Origin of the sequence: Pseudomonas sp. PDNC002, from assembly GCF_016919445.1 — a bacterium.
GTDB lineage: Bacteria > Pseudomonadota > Gammaproteobacteria > Pseudomonadales > Pseudomonadaceae > Pseudomonas.
In genome coordinates this window covers 4,162,483-4,178,930 of the sequence record NZ_CP070356.1, presented here as the reverse complement: position 1 = coordinate 4,178,930, position 16,448 = coordinate 4,162,483, and the positions used below count along the sequence as shown (strand labels likewise).

At 66.4% G+C, this 16,448-nt stretch carries 15 protein-coding genes; 6 read left to right on the top strand and 9 right to left on the bottom strand.

Features of this window, described 5'->3' with window-relative positions; genetic code table 11:
* Nucleotides 1-11: 11 nt before the first annotated feature.
* Both JVX91_RS19090 and JVX91_RS19085 read right to left on the bottom strand, forming a co-directional pair.
* Nucleotides 12-734: an alpha/beta fold hydrolase gene (locus JVX91_RS19090; RefSeq protein ID WP_205335738.1), complete on the bottom strand. Its 723-nt coding sequence runs from the start codon at nucleotides 732-734 to the stop codon at nucleotides 12-14.
* Nucleotides 735-737: 3 nt separating this feature from the next.
* Nucleotides 738-956, bottom strand: a complete 219-nt coding sequence (locus JVX91_RS19085; RefSeq protein WP_205335737.1) for an MbtH family protein — start codon at nucleotides 954-956, stop codon at nucleotides 738-740.
* A gap of 348 nt (nucleotides 957-1,304) precedes the next feature.
* Between JVX91_RS19085 and JVX91_RS19080 the strand changes: the two genes are divergently transcribed.
* Complete coding sequence (locus JVX91_RS19080) at nucleotides 1,305-1,841, top strand: RNA polymerase factor sigma-70 (RefSeq protein WP_205335736.1); 537 nt, start codon at nucleotides 1,305-1,307, stop codon at nucleotides 1,839-1,841.
* Between the two features lie 21 nt (nucleotides 1,842-1,862).
* Here JVX91_RS19080 and JVX91_RS19075 read toward each other — a convergent pair whose 3' ends face one another.
* Nucleotides 1,863-2,663, bottom strand: coding sequence for a helix-turn-helix transcriptional regulator (locus tag JVX91_RS19075; RefSeq protein ID WP_205335735.1), 801 nt, complete (start codon nucleotides 2,661-2,663; stop codon nucleotides 1,863-1,865).
* 272 nt (nucleotides 2,664-2,935) lie between these two features.
* On the opposite strand from JVX91_RS19075, the gene JVX91_RS19070 reads away from it, so the two are divergent.
* Complete coding sequence (locus JVX91_RS19070) at nucleotides 2,936-3,829, top strand: DMT family transporter (RefSeq protein WP_205335734.1); 894 nt, start codon at nucleotides 2,936-2,938, stop codon at nucleotides 3,827-3,829.
* Between the two features lie 280 nt (nucleotides 3,830-4,109).
* Here JVX91_RS19070 and JVX91_RS19065 read toward each other — a convergent pair whose 3' ends face one another.
* Entirely contained in the window at nucleotides 4,110-5,168 is a 1,059-nt protein-coding gene (locus tag JVX91_RS19065; RefSeq protein WP_205335733.1) for a nitronate monooxygenase, read from the bottom strand.
* Nucleotides 5,169-5,281: 113 nt separating this feature from the next.
* Here JVX91_RS19065 and JVX91_RS19060 point away from each other — a divergent pair, with 113 nt between their 5' ends.
* Nucleotides 5,282-6,154 (top strand): LysR substrate-binding domain-containing protein, encoded by an 873-nt coding sequence (locus JVX91_RS19060; protein WP_205335732.1) that lies wholly within the window; start codon nucleotides 5,282-5,284, stop codon nucleotides 6,152-6,154.
* On the top strand, nucleotides 6,151-7,338 hold the full coding sequence (locus JVX91_RS19055; RefSeq protein ID WP_205335731.1) for a YbfB/YjiJ family MFS transporter: 1,188 nt from the start codon (nucleotides 6,151-6,153) through the stop codon (nucleotides 7,336-7,338). The genes JVX91_RS19060 and JVX91_RS19055 overlap by 4 nt, the downstream gene beginning before the upstream one ends.
* Nucleotides 7,339-7,384: 46 nt before the next feature.
* Here the strand turns inward: JVX91_RS19055 and JVX91_RS19050 are convergent, their stop codons facing one another.
* Complete coding sequence (locus JVX91_RS19050; RefSeq protein WP_205335730.1) at nucleotides 7,385-7,825, bottom strand: carboxymuconolactone decarboxylase family protein; 441 nt, start codon at nucleotides 7,823-7,825, stop codon at nucleotides 7,385-7,387.
* Nucleotides 7,826-7,976: 151 nt separating this feature from the next.
* On the opposite strand from JVX91_RS19050, the gene JVX91_RS19045 reads away from it, so the two are divergent.
* Entirely contained in the window at nucleotides 7,977-9,410 is a 1,434-nt protein-coding gene (locus JVX91_RS19045) for a PLP-dependent aminotransferase family protein (protein WP_205335729.1), read from the top strand.
* A 392-nt stretch (nucleotides 9,411-9,802) separates the two neighbouring features.
* Nucleotides 9,803-10,093 (top strand): antibiotic biosynthesis monooxygenase family protein, encoded by a 291-nt coding sequence (locus JVX91_RS19040; protein ID WP_205335728.1) that lies wholly within the window; start codon nucleotides 9,803-9,805, stop codon nucleotides 10,091-10,093.
* 1 nt (nucleotide 10,094) lies between these two features.
* Here JVX91_RS19040 and JVX91_RS19035 read toward each other — a convergent pair whose 3' ends face one another.
* The 4 genes from JVX91_RS19035 to JVX91_RS19020 form a co-directional block, all read right to left on the bottom strand.
* Nucleotides 10,095-10,883 (bottom strand): SDR family oxidoreductase, encoded by a 789-nt coding sequence (locus JVX91_RS19035; protein ID WP_205335727.1) that lies wholly within the window; start codon nucleotides 10,881-10,883, stop codon nucleotides 10,095-10,097.
* Nucleotides 10,884-11,120: 237 nt separating this feature from the next.
* On the bottom strand, nucleotides 11,121-13,631 hold the full coding sequence (locus JVX91_RS19030; protein ID WP_240201622.1) for a fused MFS/spermidine synthase: 2,511 nt from the start codon (nucleotides 13,629-13,631) through the stop codon (nucleotides 11,121-11,123).
* A gap of 124 nt (nucleotides 13,632-13,755) precedes the next feature.
* Entirely contained in the window at nucleotides 13,756-15,330 is a 1,575-nt protein-coding gene (locus JVX91_RS19025; RefSeq protein WP_205335726.1) for an arylsulfatase, read from the bottom strand.
* Between the two features lie 98 nt (nucleotides 15,331-15,428).
* Nucleotides 15,429-16,442, bottom strand: a complete 1,014-nt coding sequence (locus tag JVX91_RS19020) for an HAD family hydrolase (protein ID WP_205335725.1) — start codon at nucleotides 16,440-16,442, stop codon at nucleotides 15,429-15,431.
* Nucleotides 16,443-16,448 lie beyond the last annotated feature (6 nt).

Here is a 16,448-nt window from a genome sequence, read left to right as displayed (position 1 = left end):
GCGTGGGGCGCTCAGGCCAGCGCTGCGCTGGACGGCTGCCCCGGTTGCTGCAGGCGGCCGAGCATCAGCTCGAGCAGGCGCGCCTCGTCGGTGTTGATGAAGAAGTGGCCGCCTTCGAGCATCTCCAGGGAGAAGCCGGCGCAGGTTTCGTCCTGCCAGGTCGACAGCGACTCGACGGACAGCCGGTCACCCTTGCCGCCGAACACATGGATCGGGCACGATAACTGCGGACGGCGGCGATAGTCGTAGAGGCCGCAGAGCAGGAAGTCGGCACGCATCACCGGGAGGGTCAGGGCGAGCATCTCGGCATCGGCGAAGACGGCCGCGGAGGTGCCACCCAGGCGCTGCATGCGCTCGATCAGTTGCGCGTCGCTCTGCTCTTCCGCCAGCTCGCGGTGGCTGTCGCGGCGCGACGGCGCGGAGGCCGCCGAGGCGAACAGCGCCTTGGGCATGGGCAGGCCACGTTCGCGCAGGGCATGGGCCAGCTCGAAGATCAGCAGGCCGCCAAGGCTGTGGCCGAACAGCGCGTAGGGCTGATCCAGGCGTCCGGCGATCTCGTCGGCCAACTGGCCGGCCAAGGCCCGCAGGTCGGTCTGCAGGCTTTCAGCGAAACGCCGGCCACGGCCGGGCAACTCCACCGGGCAGACCTCGATCCATTCCGGCAATTGGCGCTTCCAGCGCGCATAGATCATGGCGCTGGCTCCGGAGTACGGCAGGCAGAACAGACGCAGCATGGGTCAGTGCCCCGCCGCCTGGCCGTCCATCTTCTGCCGCAGGCTCAGCGGGCGCATGTCGGTCCAGTTGGCCTCGACGAAAGCCAGGCATTCGGCCTTGCTCCCGCGTTGACCGGCTTCGCGCCAGCCGGCCGGGACTTCCTTGTAGTCAGGCCACAGCGAGTACTGCTCTTCGCCGTTGACCAGCACCTTGTAAACCGCGTCTTCGCGATCGAAAGCCATTGCTCTTCTCCTCTCTCCAAATGGCGATGCCGGCGCTGGGCCATTACCCAGTTTTTCCAGCTCTGCCATGAAGACGAGGGAGGCAATGAAATAGTTAGTGTTCTCGGATGCGATTAATTCTCATAAGATATGTGCCGGCGAAATTTCGTGGCTTGTCCTTCACCTGTAAGTCGAGAGTTCTGACGAATGGATGCGAATGAAAAAACTTCACACTTGTGTGGGAACCCTGTTCCAGAGCGATAGTCGGAGTCTTCCGAATAAATTGATAATAATTATCATTTGATCTAGATTGACCGCCTCAACCCATGTGGACGTCCCCGCCTCCGCCGCCGCATAGGAACACCTTGCATGTCCAAGCTAATGCCCGCCGAGTCGCGCCCTGCTCTCCACGAGCTGTTCGCCACCCACCGGCAGACCTTCATCAATGCGGCCGCACGCATCCTCGGCTGCCGCAGCCATGCCGAAGACGTGGTGCACGATGCGTACATCAAGCTCAATGCGAGCGACCTCACCCCCGGCATCCAGTCGCAGAGCGGCTACCTGATGCGCGTGGTGCGCAACCTGGCCATCGATCTCTATCGCCGCCAGGCGCTGGAGAAGCGCTACTCCGGTAGCGAGGAAGAAGGCATGCACGTCGCGACGGCGTCCGCGTCACCGGAAATGGAGCACGAGGACCGGCAGACCCTGGAGGCCATCTCCAGCGCCCTGCAGACGCTGCCCGAGCGCACCCGTTATGCCTTCGAGATGTACCGCCTGCACGGCCGCACGCAGAAGGAGATCGCCGAGGAACTGGGCGTCTCCCCGACGCTGGTGAACTTCATGGTGCGCGACGCGCTGATCCACTGCCGCAAGACCCTCAAGGGCCTGGAAGAAGGCCGCCGCTGAGCAGTTTCCTGGAAAGCCGCCTCAACCTTCCGCCGCCAGGGCGCGGAAGGTCGAGCGATACTGCTCCGGCGTAGTACCTGACAGCCGCCGGAACATCGCGATGAACGCCGAAGGGCTGCTGTAGCCCAGGTTAAAGGCGATCTGCTGTACCCCTTCCCCCGATGCCAGTGCCTCGATGGCGGCAAGAAACCGCAGGCGCTGGCGCCACTCGCCGAATGACATTCCCAACTCCCGCTGGCAGGCCCGCGCCAGGGTGCGCTCGGTGCTATGCACGCGTTCGGCCCATTGCGCGAGCGTGCGGTTGTCGCCGGGCTCGGCCTGCAGCGTGGCCAGCACTTCACCCAGCGCGCCGCCTCTGGCGTAAGGCAGGTAATCGTCGTGGGGCTGCGCGGCCTGCAACTGGTCCATCACCACTTCGGCCAGGCGCTGATCCGCCGCGCTCTGCGGGATGTTCACCTCTCGTGCGGCGAAGTCGGAAAGGATCGCCTTGAGGATGTCGCTGATCGCCAGGGTGCAGGGGTTCTGCGGCAGCTTGCGCGCCAGTTCGGCGGACACGTACAGCGAGCGGTAGACGATGGCCTGGCGGTTATAGCAACTGTGCTCGCGCCCCGGCGGCACCCACACGGCGTACTGCGGCGGCGAGAGGAAGCGCTGGCCGTCCACCTCCAGCTCCATCACACCGTGGGACGCATAGTTGAGCTGGCCCCAGGCGTGGCGATGGCTGGGCGAATGGGTGCCAGCGTCGAATTCGTCGTAGCGGAAGTAGAGGTCGGCGGGCAGCCGGTCAGTGTCGGGAAGCGGGAGCGGCAGTACGCGGGTCATGTCCGAAAGCCGGGGTGGATTGTCCGTTTTTCATTATACGTCTGGATTCGGACGAGGCGAAAATGGGTGCCATCTGTGGAGCACCCTCTCCCCAGCCCTGGCTACGCGCCCCGCTCCAAAGGAAGTCCCGAGTGGTCGAGTGGCTATATACCCAGCCAGCTGGCTCCGCAAAATAGCTGAGCGCCGAACGGCTCCCTCTCCCTTCAGGGAGAGGGCTGGGGAGAGGGGCAAAGCAACCACTCCGACGTCACTTTGAGACCCGCAAGAATCCCATGAATTACCTGTTCCCCCTGCTGGCCGTGGTCATCTGGTCCGGCAACACCGTCGTCAACAAGCTCGCCGTAGGGCAGATCGCCCCGGCGGAGATCGGCTTCTACCGCTGGCTGCTGGCCGGTGCGTTGCTGACTCCTTTCCTGCTGCGCGCCACCCTCGCCCATTGGCCGGTGATCCGCGCCAACCTGGGCAAGATCGTCACCCTCGGCCTGCTCGGCATGGCCGTCTATCAATGCCTGGCTTACTACGCCGCCGCGCTGACCTCGGCGACCAACATGGGCATCATCCTGTCGCTGATGCCGCTGATGTCCCTCGCGCTGGCGTCGGTACTGCTGCGCCACAAGCTGAGCCTCGCTGCGCTGCTGGGGGCGCTGGTCTCACTGGGCGGTGTGCTGCTGGTGATCACCCAGGGCAATCCGCAGCAACTGATCAGCCACGGTGTGAACCTGGGCGACGGCATGATGATCGTCGCCACGCTGGCCTACGGCGTGTATGGCGTACTGCTGAAGAAGTGGAACCTGCCACTGCCGCCGCTGCTGATGCTCTACCTGCAAGTGCTGGTGGCCATCCTCGCGCTGGCGCCGCTCTATATCGCCTCGCCGCATTACGGCCTGAGCGCTGCCAACCTGCCGCTGGTGCTCTACGCCGGGCTGCTGGCGTCCATCGTCGGCGCGCTGGCCTGGATGCAGGGCGTGGCGCGCATGGGCCCGAGCCGCATGGCACTGTTCTTCAACCTGCTGCCGGTGATCACCGCCGCCATCGCCGCCGTGGTGCTGGGCGAGCAGTTGACCAGCTACCACCTGATCGGCGGCGCGCTGATCCTGGGCGGCGTGCTGCTCGCCGAGCTGTGGCGTCCGCGGGAGAAGCCCGCCACCGCCATCAGTGCCCGTTGAGGCCGGTGCTCTTGTAGGGTGCGTAACGCGCCAGCGTTATCCACCGCGAGTTGGCCAACAGACGGGCGATTCACAAGAGAGATTCGCGGACAAGGTCCGCCTCTACGAGATAGCCCTGCGCTCGGCCTGCCCTCACCCTAGCCCTCTCCCAGGGGAGAGGGGACCGTTAGGCGCAGGATGAAACCTTGGCGTCAGTAGGCTAGGACTGCCCCCTCTCCCTTCGGGAGAGGGTTGGGGTGAGGGCATGGGTTGGTACGGCCTTCCGAGAAGGCAGTTGCTCCTACAGGTCTGCGCCGGTGCGGAACTCGGCCATGAGGGTCGCCACCAGCTCCGCCGCCGGCATCTCCCGCGACAACGGCGCGCCCTGCCCGGCCCATTGCACGGCGAAGTCCGTGTTGCCCTTGGCGGTCGCTGCCGCAGTCAGCGCTTTCGCCGCGTCATAGGTGATCGGATAGTCCGGCAGCGCCGGCGCATCGGCACTGCCGACATCGCTGAACAGCCGATTCACCATCCCGCGAGCCGCGCGGCCGGAAATCGCCGCCGTCACCTCGGTACGCTCTCCTCGCTCACCGCGCAGCGCCGCCTTGAATGCGGCGTTGGCCGAGGATTCGTCGGCAGAGATGAACGCCGTGCCCATCTGCACGGCTTGCGCGCCCAGTTCGAACACCGCACGCATGCCCTGCCCATCCATGACTCCGCCGGCCGCAATCACCGGCAGGCCGGTGCCTTTCACCAGCGTGCGGACCAGCGCGAAGGTGCCGATACGCGCGTCCTTCTCCGGCTCGAACACGCCCCGGTGACCACCGGCTTCATAGCCCTGAGCGACGATCGCGTCGATGCCCGCCGCCTCGATGGCACGGCCTTCCTCCAGGCAGGTGGCGGTGGCCAGCAGACGGATGCCGGCGGCTTTCAGGCGGTCGATCCAGCTCTGCGGCGGCAAGCCGAAGTGGAAGCTGACCACAGCTGGGCGCGCCTCGATGAGGAACTCCAGCATGTCCGGATCGGCCAGGAAGCTGCGGTAGATCTCGGTGATCTGCTGTGGCGGCTGCGCATCGAACTCGGCGAACAGTGGGCGCAGGTGCTCCAACCAGGCGGCTTCGCGCGCTGGATCGGCGATGGCCGGGCGGTGGCAGAACAGGTTGAGGTTGAGCGGCTTGTCGGTCAGTGCGCGGGTCTGCTCCAGCAGCGCCCTGGCCTGTGTCACGTTACTTGCGCCCAGGCCAATGGACCCCAGGCCACCGGCATTGGACACCGCCGCGGCCAGCGCCGGGGTGGACACGCCAACCATAGGCGCCTGGATGATGGGGTGCTGGATGCCGAGCAGTTCGGTGATGCGCATGACGGGGTCCTCGTCGTCTGGGCCGGCGAAATCGCCGCTTGGCCGCTATTGCTTGACTTAAAATCTCATAAAGAGAATATTCATCGCAACATATTCTCTCTTGAAGATACTTTATGGACCTCTCCAGCCTGGAAATCTTCCGCTGCGTGGCCGAGGAACAAAGCGTCACCCGTGCCGCCGCCCGTCTGCAACGCGTGCAATCCAACGTCACTACACGCATCCGCCAGCTCGAAGACGATCTTGGCGCGGCGCTTTTCCTGCGCGACGGCAAGCGCATGACGCTGACTGACCAGGGCCGGGAATTCCTCCGCTACGCCGAGCAATTGCTGGCCCTGGCCGGCGAGGCACGGCAGTCGCTGCACCCGGACAGCGCCACCGGCAGCCTGCGCCTGGGCAGCATGGAAGCCAGCGCCGCCAGCCGCCTGCCCGAACCGCTGGCGCGCTTCCACCGCGCCTACCCGGAGGTGGAACTGCATGTGAGCACCGGACACAGCCAGAGGCTGCTGGGCGAAGTGCTGAACCGCCAGTTGGACTGCGCGCTGATCGCCCATCCGGACATCCTCCACACCGAGCCCGGCTTCGAATCCAGGCTGGAACGCGGCCTGCGCGCCGAACCGGTATTCCGAGAAGAACTGCTGCTGGTGCTGCCGGGCAATCACGCGCCGGTGAACAAGCCTGAGGAGGTGACGATCCGCACCCTGGCCTGCTTCAGCCGTGGCTGTACCTACCGCCAGTTGGCCGAAAACTGGTTGAAAGGCGCCCCGCTGGCAGTGCAGGAAGTGGGCTCCTACCACGGCATCCTCGCGTGCGTGAACGCCGGATCGTGCATCGGCGTGCTGCCGCGCTCGGTGCTGGAACTGCAGCGGGAAATGCCGGACCTGCAAGTGGTGCCGCTGGTGGAAGTGGATACCCTGCTGATCTGGCGCGAAGGCTACGCCACCGGCGCCTTCCAGCGCTGGCGGGAAACCCTGGAGGCCCGCCCATGAACCACACGCGCCGTCTGCCTGCCGCCTTCTCGGCGGCCCTTATCCTGGCGGTAGGCATGGGCTTCGGCCGCTTCGCCTTCACCGGGCTCTATCCGCTGATGGTGCGCGATGGCGTGCTCAGCATTGCAGGCGGCTCCCTGGCTGCATCGGCGAACTACGCCGGCTACCTGCTCGGCGCCCTGCTATTGGCCCGCAGTCATGAGCGACATGCCGCGCGCATCTGCATAGTGGCGCTCGTCGGAACGCTGGTCACCTTGGCCGCCATGGCGATTCCGGCACCCGCCGGGTTCGCCATCGGCGTGCGCCTGCTCGCCGGCGTCCTCAGCGCCATGGCCCTGGTCGGCGCCGCACAATGGCTGTTGCAGAGCATGGGGGAAACCCACGGTGCGCCGATGATGTTCGCCGGCGTTGGCGTGGGCATCCTGCTCTCCGCCGAGCTGATCGCCGCCGGCAACACGTTCGGCCTGGGCAGCGCCGCGATCTGGTGCGTGCTGGCGCTGGCCGGACTGGTGCTGTCGCTGCTGGCCGCTCCGGCATTGCGCCGGCCGGAAGGCAAAACCACACCCTCGACGGAGCACAATCCAGCACAGGCACCGGCGCTGTCCGCGCAGATCATCCTGCTGGTCTACGGTCTGGCCGGGTTCGGCTACATCATCACCGCCACCTACCTGCCGCTGCTGATGAAGAGCGGCCTGGGCGCCATCGATCCGCTCCAGGTCTGGGCCGCGTTCGGTCTGGGCGCGGCGCCCTCGTGCTTCCTCTGGCACCGACTGCACCTGCGCCTGGGCAGCCGCGTGGCGCTGGCCCTCAACCTCTTCGTCCAGGCGGTGGGCGTGATGCTGCCGGCGCTGGGCGACTCCGCTTTCCTCTATCTGGGCAGCGCGGTGCTCGTCGGCGGCAGCTTCATGGGCACGGTGACTATCGCCATGCCCGCCGCTCGCGCAGTGGCCAGTCAGGTCCGTTTCAACATCCTCGCGGCCATGACGGCGCTCTACGGTGTCGGGCAGATCGTCGGCCCTCTGGCCGCCAGTGCCCTGCGCGGCATGACCGGCAGCTTCATACCTGCCCTCGCCGCCGCAGCCAGCGCGCTGCTGATGGGCGCACTGTTCTGCCTGCCACTACGTCGTGGTTCCTGTAGGAGCGAGCTTGCTCGCGAACAGCATCAACATAGTGGCTGCCGGTAAATCCGTTCGCGAGCAAGCTCGCTCCTACAAAAGATGACCGAACCAGTTACGCCGGCGGCTGCTGGCGGAAGGAAACGCCCAAACGGTTCCAGACATTGATCGCGCCAATGGCGACGGTCAGGTCCACCAGCTCGCGCTCGCTGAACTGCTCGCGGGCGAACTGGAAGACGTTCAGCGGCACCTTGGACTCGGACAACAGCGTCACCGCCTCGCACCAGGCCAGCGCCGCGCGCTCACGCTCGCTGAAGAATGGCGACTCGCGCCACACACTGACGGCGAACAACCGCCGCTCGGTCTCGCCATTGCGGCGCGCCTCCATCGCATGCATGTCCGCGCAGAAGGCGCAGTGGTTCACCTGGGAAACACGCAAGCGCACCAGTTCCAGCAGCGGCTTCTCGATGGACAGTTCGAAGATGGCGGCTTCCAGCGCCAACACCGCTTTCAGCGCTTCCGGCGAGGCGGTGTAGTAATCCAGGCGAGGCTCCATGGCGACGCTCCTGCAAAGGCTTCGCGCCATTGTGCGCGCCGGGATTGCGCCGCCGGGTGACCAATTCGGAATTTTTCCACCACGCAGCTTCACCGTCCCTTCGCCCTGGCGCTACGCTTGCCCATCAGTCCCGAGCCGCCGGAGCCTTTCCTTGGAGCTGCACCTGATCATCCATGGCCAGAAGGACCTGGCCGGTCAACTCTATCGCCAGTTGCGCGAAGCCATCGACACCGGTCGGCTCGCCCCCGGCACGCGCCTGCCGCCCAGCCGACTGCTGGCCGAGCAACTGGGCATCTCGCGCAAGACCATTTCCGACACCTACGCGCAGCTCACCTATGAAGGCGTGCTGGTCGGCAAGATCGGCAGCGGCACCTTCGTCAACACCCGCGCCGCGCGCCCGGACCGTCGCCGCGAGGGCGTACGGTTCGCCAGCCAGGACAACATCGAGCGCTGGGCCAACCTCAATACCCGCCTGAGCCATCCCGGCAACGAGGGCACGGCCCGCGCCGACTTCATTGGCGGTGCCTCCACCCAGCTGCAATTTCCCCAGGAGGAATGGCGCCGCTGCGTGAACCACGCGATGCGTCAGATGAGCGGCCACCGCGGGCATTACAGCCGCCCCGAAGGCATCACGCCGCTGCGCGATGGCATCGCCCGGCATATCGCCTACGCGCGTGGGGTCAACTGCACGCTGGACGACGTACTCGTCTGCAATGGCGCGCAACAGGCGCTCGACCTGCTCGCCCGGGTGATGCTCCGCCCCGGCGACCGGGTGGCCATGGAGGACCCCGGCTATACCCCCGCGCGCCTGCTGTTCCAGACCTTGGGCGCGGAAGTGGCCAGCGTGCCGGTGGACGCCGAGGGCATCCGCGTCGACCTGATTCCCGACGGTACGCGGATGATCTACACCACGCCCTCGCACCAGTTCCCGCTGGGCATGCCGATGAGTGCGGCACGCCGCGAGGCGCTGCTGGCGCGAGCGCTGGAGCTGGGAGCGCTGGTGATCGAGGACGACTACGACAGCGAGTTCCGCTACGAAGGCCGGCCCACCGATGCCCTGCAGAGCCTGGACCGCCACGGCGTGGTGGCCTACATCGGCACCTTCTCCAAGGTGCTGCTGCCGGAGCTGCGCCTGGGTTATCTGATCCCTCCACCGAACCTGCTCCCGGCGCTGGTACGCGCCAGGCAGATTTCCGACTGGCACAGCTCGACTCTGCCGCAATGGGCGCTTTCCAAGTTCATCGCCGAAGGCTACCTGCTCAAGCATATCCGCCGCTGCCACGGCATCTATGCCGGGCGCCGCGAACGAATCCTGGCGCGCCTGGAGGGCGATCTCGCGCCCTGGCTGGAGACCGTGCCCTCGGTGGCCGGGTTTCACCTCACCGCGCTGTGCCGCACGCCGGTCAGGGTGCCGCTGCTCGCGGAGCTGGCGCGCAAGGTCGACGTCGGCCTCTACGGGCTTGCCTCCTTCTATGACCACGTGCCGCCGCGCGAAGGCCTGATCCTGGGCTTCGGCGCCATCGACACGCTGGACATCGACCCGGCGCTGGACAAGGTGCGCGACCTGCTGCAGCAGTTGGGCTGAGCACCGCTGCGCAGCACCAGGGGGCGTAGGAGCAACCGTCTTTCTCGGGAAGCCCGTGCCGATGCTTTCCCCTCACCCCAGCCCTCTCCCCAGGGAGAGGGAGCTGATCGTGCCGGTTGACGCTGGAGTGTCATCCTGCACCGTACGGTCCCCTCTCTCTCTGAGCGGGGCGCGCAGCCAGGGTTAGGGGGAGGGCTGACCCAAGCACGGACCGATCAGGCAGGAGTGGGTAGGAATTGGCCAGCGAGTTTTCCCCGGAATTGGCGGTTCAAGCGCAGGCGGTGCGCCCTTAACCTTTCAGCATCGGTTTTGAAAGCTGGTTCCGGCCTTTACCGGATTGCACCGTCAGCGCCCAATGGCCCCTCATCCGGCCAGCAGAAAGGAGCCTCGCCATGTCCCCGTCCGCCATTGCCATCGTCCGCGTCCAGGCATTCCCCGGCCAGGCTACCGCGCTGGGTTCCTATCTGGGTGAGCTGCTGGAACAGGTACGTCGGCAGCCCGGCTGCCAGTCCGGCGAGCTGCGGGCGCTGGCCGCCGACCGCTGGCAGGTATCGACCCGCTGGGCCAGCGAGGCCGAGCTGGAGGCGCATCTATCCGGCGCCAAGGCACAACAGTGGCTGAGCCAGCTCGGATGTGGGGAGCTGGCGCTGGGGCTGGAGTTCGAGAGCCGCAGCGCCGACTGAATCAGAACGGCGAGCGCACCACGCCGCCGTCCACCCGCAGCGCCGCGCCATTGGTGGCGGAGGACGCTTCGGAACAGACGTAGACCACCAGGTTGGCCACCTCCTCCGGGCGCGCGAAGCGCTGCAGCAGTGAACTGGGCCGTGCGCTGCGGAAGAACTCCGCCTCGAACTCCTCGAACGGCTGGCCGCCGGACAGCTTGTCGACGAACTCACTGACGCCTTCGGACGCGGTCGGCCCCGGCAGTACCGCGTTCACCGTCACCCCGGTGCCGACGCAGGTTTCCGCCAGCCCGCGGGACAGGCTGAGCTGGGCCGTCTTGGTGACGCCGTAATGGATCATTTCCACGGGGATCACCAAGCCGCTTTCGCTGCTGATGAACACGACGCGCCCCCAGTTCTTCTGCTTCATGCCCGGCAGGTAGGCGCGGGACAGGCGTACTCCGGAAAGCAGGTTGACGTCGAGGAAACGCACCCAGTCTTCATCTGGGATGTCCTCGAAGGGCTTGGGATCGAAGATGCCCAGGTTGTTCACCAGCACGTCCACCGCCGGGAAACGCTGTACCAGCGCGGCGATCTGCTGCGGGTCCGACAGGTCACCGGCGAAGCCTTCCACCTTGGCGTCCGCCTGTCCCGCGCGCAGCCGGTTCAGTGCTTCGTCCACCGAGCCCTGGCTGCGGCCATTGATGATGACGTTTGCCCCTTCGCGGGCCAGGCCTTGGGCGATGGCGAAACCGATGCCCTTGGTCGAACCGCTGACCAGGGCGAGCTTGTCGGAAAGATGCAGGTTCATGCGTGTCTCCAGGGAAATGGCGAAGGGCGCGCGCGACGGGGTGCCGCAGCGGAAGTCGACGAATGAGGATAGGCCCGCCTGCCCCGACCGTGCCAGTCGACCCGCGATTCACCGTCGCCGGGGGCCGCACCGATCCCTGCTTGTCCCGCAGGCGATCCGGCCCCCGGCATGACGCATCCTGCCAGCAGGGGTGCCAAGCGTCTGAGCCGAGGCAGAAAGCCGGCCTGCCCAGCGATCTCAGCGCTCGCCGAGGAACCAGCGGTAGTAGGGATTTTCACCGTCTTCGCGGGCCACTTCGCGGGCGTTGCGCGCCCAGGCGTCGCGGTCGCCACGGTAGGCCGACAGGCTCAGTTCGTAGAAGCGGCGCAGGTGCAGCCACTCATCGTGTACCGCGCCACGCATCGACGCTTCCGCGTTCACCAGCGGGGGCTCGCTGCGCAGTGCCAGCAGCGTGGGCAATACGCGAATGATTTCCTTGCTGCGCACCCAGGGCGCGTATTCGATGCGTGGCTGATCATCGGTCACTGGCGCGACGTCACCGGCGAAACGCTCCAGGCCCTGCCGGTCGGTGACCCAGGTGGCCAGCAGCGCTTGTGTCGAGTCGATGCCCACTTCCGCCAGCGCCGCGCCGACCTGCGGCTGCGCCAGGCGCTCACGGATGCGCGGCACGTCCAGCTGGATCGGTTGCAACGATCCCACCAGCAGCATTTCGTGGAACTCGGTCGTCCACAGCGAGGCATGCGGGAATACGTCGATGAAGCTGCGCACCAGGGCCCGGCTGTCCTCCTCGTTCTGCGTCGGCAGCGGCAGCCATTGCGCGACGATGCCGCGGTCTTCCAGCCGGCTCGCGGCCAATTGGTAGAACTCGCGGGAGTAGAGGTTGACCACGCCGGCCGCGGACGGGGGCGGCGGCTCCAGGGTGATCATGTCGTAGCGCGCATCGCTGCGCAGCAGCTCGCGGCGGCCATCGCGCAGGCGGATATCCAGGCGCGGATCATGGATCGCGTCGAAGGTGCCCTTGAAGCGCGGCGCGGCGGCCAGCACTTCGGGCAACAGTTCGGCGACCACGGGGCGCTCCAGTGCGCCAACGCGCAGCATGGCTCCGGCGGTGATACCGGTGCCGAAGCCGATCACCAGCGCCGAACGCGGCTCGCCATTGTGGATCAGCAGCGGCAACAGTGCCTGCAAACGCATGTAGCGCAGCGAAGGCATCGCGTCTCCGGTGTTGGAGACGCCCTGGATATAGAGGCGGCTGAAGCGGTTCTGTCCCCTGCCCTGTTCCACGACCGCCACGGTGCCGCCACGCCCTTCCTGGTAGAAGGTGATCTCGCCATTGCGCGCCCCCGGCATCAGTTGGGCCAGGTGCCGCGGCGAGGTCAGCGCACCGCAGGTGATCGTCAGGCCGGCAATGGCCAGTATGCCCAGGCGCATCCCCTTGCCGACCCGCTCGCCGCGCCACGCGGCCAGAACACCGATGAAAGCGGCAAGCGCGGCAAGTACCGCCAGGGTGCGCACCAGACCGAGCATGGGGACCAGTACGAAACCGGTCAGCATCACGCCAACGATGCCGCCCAGGGTATTGAGCGCCACGACGACGCCAACGTCGCGCCCCACGTGGCGGCTATCCACGGCCAGCCGCAGCGCGAGCGGGAATGCCGCGCCCAGCAGCGTCGTGGGCAGGAACACCACGCACAGCGCGGCGATCAGGAAGCGTGCGCACATGCCGGCCAGCTCGCCGCCGCCCCAGCCCAGTACCAGCCATTCGGCACGCGATTGCAGGCCGACCAGCCAGGGGCCGATGCCGGCGATCTGCAGGATGGCCAGCAGGCCGGCAGCGGCGATCAGCAGGCCGAACAATCCCCAGGGATCACGGATCCGGTCCGCCCGCCGGGCATGAAGCGCGCTGCCCAGGACCAATCCGCACAGGTAGGTTGCCAGGACCACGGCGAAGGCGAAGGTGCGGGTGCTCATGAACTGCACGATCGACTGCGTCCAGACCACTTCGTATCCCAGCGCCACGCCGCCCGCGAGGCAGTACAAGGCAATCGCCAGGCGGCTGGCGGGGCTTCGCGGCGCGGCGTCCGGCGCTACCGCCGCCGTCCGCGGTGCAAGTTCGCGCCGTACCGCCAGCGCTCCCAGGGCAGCCAGCAGGTTCAGTCCGGCGGCCACCCAGGCGCTGCCCTGGACGCCGAAGGCCGGCAACAGGACGAACGCCGCGAGCAAGGTCCCGCAGATCGCCCCGCCAGTGTTCGCCGCGTACAGGCCACCGCCGGCGCGGGCCGTTTCGCCCTCTGTCGGCCCCAGTGCGCGGACCAGCACCGGCAATGTGCCGCCCATGAAGAATGCCGGCAGCCCGACCAGCACGAATGGCAGCGCCCAGGCGAGCCAGCCGAGGCTGTCTTCCAGGCGCGCAAAGGGGCCGGCGGCATGTGCCAGCAGGAAGGTGGCGGCGACGCTCAGCACGCCCACCAATACCTCCAGCCCGGCGTACAGACGGACGGGGCGCGCCAGACGGTCTGCCCAGCGGCCAAACGCCAGCCCGCCCAGGGCCAGGCCGGCGAAGAAGGCGCTGATGGCGGTGGTGACGGCATAGACCTCGACGCCGACCACCAGGGAAAGCTGCTTGACCCAGAGGACCTGGAACACCAGCGCCGCGCCGCCAGAGGCGAACAGCAGCAAAGCGGGTATCAGCATCGAGAGTCGGGTGTGGGGGGAAACCGATTCGGCTAGCGCCTGGCGACGGCTCATACGCGAAGTCGTGACAGCTGGTGGCATCGGGACAGCCTTGTCTTGCCAAGGAAAGCCTGCGGCGGCAGCACCACCGCAGGCTCGGAAGTGGACGCCAGAGAGCTGGCGTCCGGTGTGACAACCACTATTTGGCGCCCTGCTTCATCTTCGCTTCGATCTTCGCGTCCACATCCTTGCGGATCTGATCGATGCTGAAGCTCGCCGGACGTTGGCTCGGCGGGTAGTCGACGAAGGTCTGGAGGAACTTCGCCGCCTTCTGCGTCCCCTGGAACAGCAGGTAGTCGTTCTTGGTCAGCCAGTCGTAGTACTGGTCGGAGACCACGTCCGCCCGCTCGTAGGGGTCCATGCGCAAGTTGAACAGCTTGGGCACCCGCAGGCAGGTGAACGGTTCGCTCCAGACCTGGAGGCCACCTGGCGCGCGCTGTTCGCACCAGACGATCTTCCAGTCATTGAAGCGCATGCCCACCAGCTCCGCGTCGTCGTTGAAGTAGTAGAACTCGCTGCGCGCCCCCTTGTCGGTCTTGCCGGTCAGGTAATCCAGCTGGTTGAAGCCGTCCAGGTGCACCTTGAAGTTCTTCCCGCCGACGTCGGCGCCCTTGAGCAGACGCTCCTTGATGTCGGTGTCGCCGATGGCGGCCAGCAGGGTCGGGAACCAGTCCAGCCCGGAGAACATCTGGGTGGAGACGCTGCCCGGCTTGATGTGGTTCGGCCAGCGGATCATCGCAGGCACCCGGTAGGCACCCTCCCAGTTGGAGTTCTTCTCGTTACGGAACGGAGTCGTCGCCGCATCCGGCCAGGACCACTGGTTCGGCCCGTTGTCGGTGGTGTAGATGACGATGGTGTTGTCGGCGATCTTCAGGTCATCCACGGCCTTGAGCAGCTTGCCGACGTCGCCATCGTGCTCGAGCATGCCGTCGGCGTACTCGTTGCCTGGCATGCCGCTCTGCCCCTGCATGGATTCGCGCACGTGGGTGAAGGCGTGCATGCGCGTGGTGTTCATCCAGACGAAGAACGGCTTGTCCGCCTTGACCTGCTTGTCGATGAAGTTGATGGCGGCCTGGGTGGTGTCGTCATCGATGGTTTCCATGCGCTTGCTGTTCAGCGCGCCGGTATCCTCGATCTTGCCGTCGGCGGTGGCCTTCAGCACGCCACGGGGCGAAGCGGCCTTGGTGAAGGCCTCGTCGTCTTTCGGCCAGTACGGGCGCTCCGGCTCTTCCTCGGCATTGAGGTGGTAGAGGTTGCCGAAGAACTCGTCGAAACCATGCTTGGTGGGCAGGTATTCATCCCGGTCGCCCAGGTGGTTCTTGCCGAACTGGCCGGTGGCGTAGCCGTGCGATTTCAGCGCCTGCGCGATGGTAACGTCGCGGTCCTGCAGGCCGACTGGCACGCCGGGCATCCCCACCTTGGAGAGGCCGGTGCGCAGAATCGTCTGGCCGGTGATGAAGGTGGATCGACCCGCGGTACAGCTGTTCTCCGCATAGTAGTCGGTGAACATCATGCCTTCCTTGGCGATGCGATCGATGTTCGGCGTCTGGTAACCCACCACGCCGAAGGCATAGGCGCTGATATTGGTCTGCCCGATATCGTCGCCGAAGATCACCAGGATGTTCGGCTTGTCAGCGGCGCTGGCAACCGAACACCCCACTATCGCGGTCGCCGCCAGGGCGAACCGCGATAACCATCTTCCCGTACGCTTCATTGGTATTTCTCCATTCCAGTTACTCGTCGTAATGCCACGACTACGTTCACTGGAGATGCCGACTGCACGGCTGGAAATCCCCTGTGCTCCTGCGGTGTTCAGTTGCTCTTGCCTGCCTGATCGAACGGATAGATCCGCTTCCATTCCCTGGCCATGTCCACCAGCACCCACCCCTGGGCCTTGGCGGCATCGAGGGCCTTGTCCAGCCTGCCGACGTCGCTCTGGCGGTCATAGGCCCATTCGCGCTCGGCGTCGGTGTGGTGCACCAGTCCGGCGAAGCGCTTGCCGTTGCCGGCCATGGTCCATTGCAGCATCTGCAGGTCGCCGTCGGAGTTGCCGAAGGCGAGGATGGGCCGGCGGCCGATGTACTGGTCGATGCTCTCCGGCTTGCCGGGACCATCATCGTTGTGGGCCAACGTGGGCAGGCGCTGGATCGACAGCTTGCCGCCGTTGTCCTCGAAGCGGCTGCCGAAGGTGGTGCCGATCACCTGCTCCGGCGGGATGCCGTAGACCTCCTCGGCGAACACGCGCATGAAGGCGACTTCGCCACCGGACACGATGTAGGTCTTGAAGCCGTTGTCGCGCAGGTAGGCGAGCAACTCCAGCATCGGCTGGAACACCATCTCGGTGTAGGGCCTGTGGCTGCGCGGGTGCGTGGCCGTCGCGAGCCAGCGCTGGGCGTTGTCGTGGAAGGTTTCGCTGCTCATGTTGGTGTGAGTGGCGATGATGATTTCCATCAGCCCCTTGAGCCCGCTGGCCGCCAGGGTCTTGCGGTCGCCTTCGAGCACGGCCTTGAAGGGTTGCCGCTCCTTCCACTCCGGGTGCTGCGGCGCCTGTCGCTTGACCTCGTCCAGGGCGAACAGGACCTGGAAGTACATCGGCTGCTCGCTCCACAGGGTGCCGTCGTTGTCGAACACGGCAATGCGCTCGGCGGGCGGCACGAAATCCTTGCCGCCCTGCTCGGTCACCGCCTCGACGAAGCTGATGATCGCTTGCCGCGACGCCCCGTCGTTCCAGGACGGCAGGACCTCCGCCGCCTGGGCCAGCAGCGGCAGGCTGACGAGCAAGGCCAAGGTCCAGCGTGTGAGCGATCGAGCAAGGTGTGGATGCATGTGACG

Coding starts and splice junctions, on each gene's coding strand:
- JVX91_RS19090 (WP_205335738.1), bottom strand. CDS start 734: ATGCTGCGTCTGTTCTGCCTGCCGTACTCCGGAGCCAGCGCCATGATC.
- JVX91_RS19085 (WP_205335737.1), bottom strand. CDS start 956: ATGGCTTTCGATCGCGAAGACGCGGTTTACAAGGTGCTGGTCAACGGC.
- JVX91_RS19080 (WP_205335736.1), top strand. CDS start 1,305: ATGTCCAAGCTAATGCCCGCCGAGTCGCGCCCTGCTCTCCACGAGCTG.
- JVX91_RS19075 (WP_205335735.1), bottom strand. CDS start 2,663: ATGACCCGCGTACTGCCGCTCCCGCTTCCCGACACTGACCGGCTGCCC.
- JVX91_RS19070 (WP_205335734.1), top strand. CDS start 2,936: ATGAATTACCTGTTCCCCCTGCTGGCCGTGGTCATCTGGTCCGGCAAC.
- JVX91_RS19065 (WP_205335733.1), bottom strand. CDS start 5,168: ATGCGCATCACCGAACTGCTCGGCATCCAGCACCCCATCATCCAGGCG.
- JVX91_RS19060 (WP_205335732.1), top strand. CDS start 5,282: ATGGACCTCTCCAGCCTGGAAATCTTCCGCTGCGTGGCCGAGGAACAA.
- JVX91_RS19055 (WP_205335731.1), top strand. CDS start 6,151: ATGAACCACACGCGCCGTCTGCCTGCCGCCTTCTCGGCGGCCCTTATC.
- JVX91_RS19050 (WP_205335730.1), bottom strand. CDS start 7,825: ATGGAGCCTCGCCTGGATTACTACACCGCCTCGCCGGAAGCGCTGAAA.
- JVX91_RS19040 (WP_205335728.1), top strand. CDS start 9,803: ATGTCCCCGTCCGCCATTGCCATCGTCCGCGTCCAGGCATTCCCCGGC.
- JVX91_RS19035 (WP_205335727.1), bottom strand. CDS start 10,883: ATGAACCTGCATCTTTCCGACAAGCTCGCCCTGGTCAGCGGTTCGACC.
- JVX91_RS19030 (WP_240201622.1), bottom strand. CDS start 13,631: ATGAGCCGTCGCCAGGCGCTAGCCGAATCGGTTTCCCCCCACACCCGA.
- JVX91_RS19025 (WP_205335726.1), bottom strand. CDS start 15,330: ATGAAGCGTACGGGAAGATGGTTATCGCGGTTCGCCCTGGCGGCGACC.
- JVX91_RS19020 (WP_205335725.1), bottom strand. CDS start 16,442: ATGCATCCACACCTTGCTCGATCGCTCACACGCTGGACCTTGGCCTTG.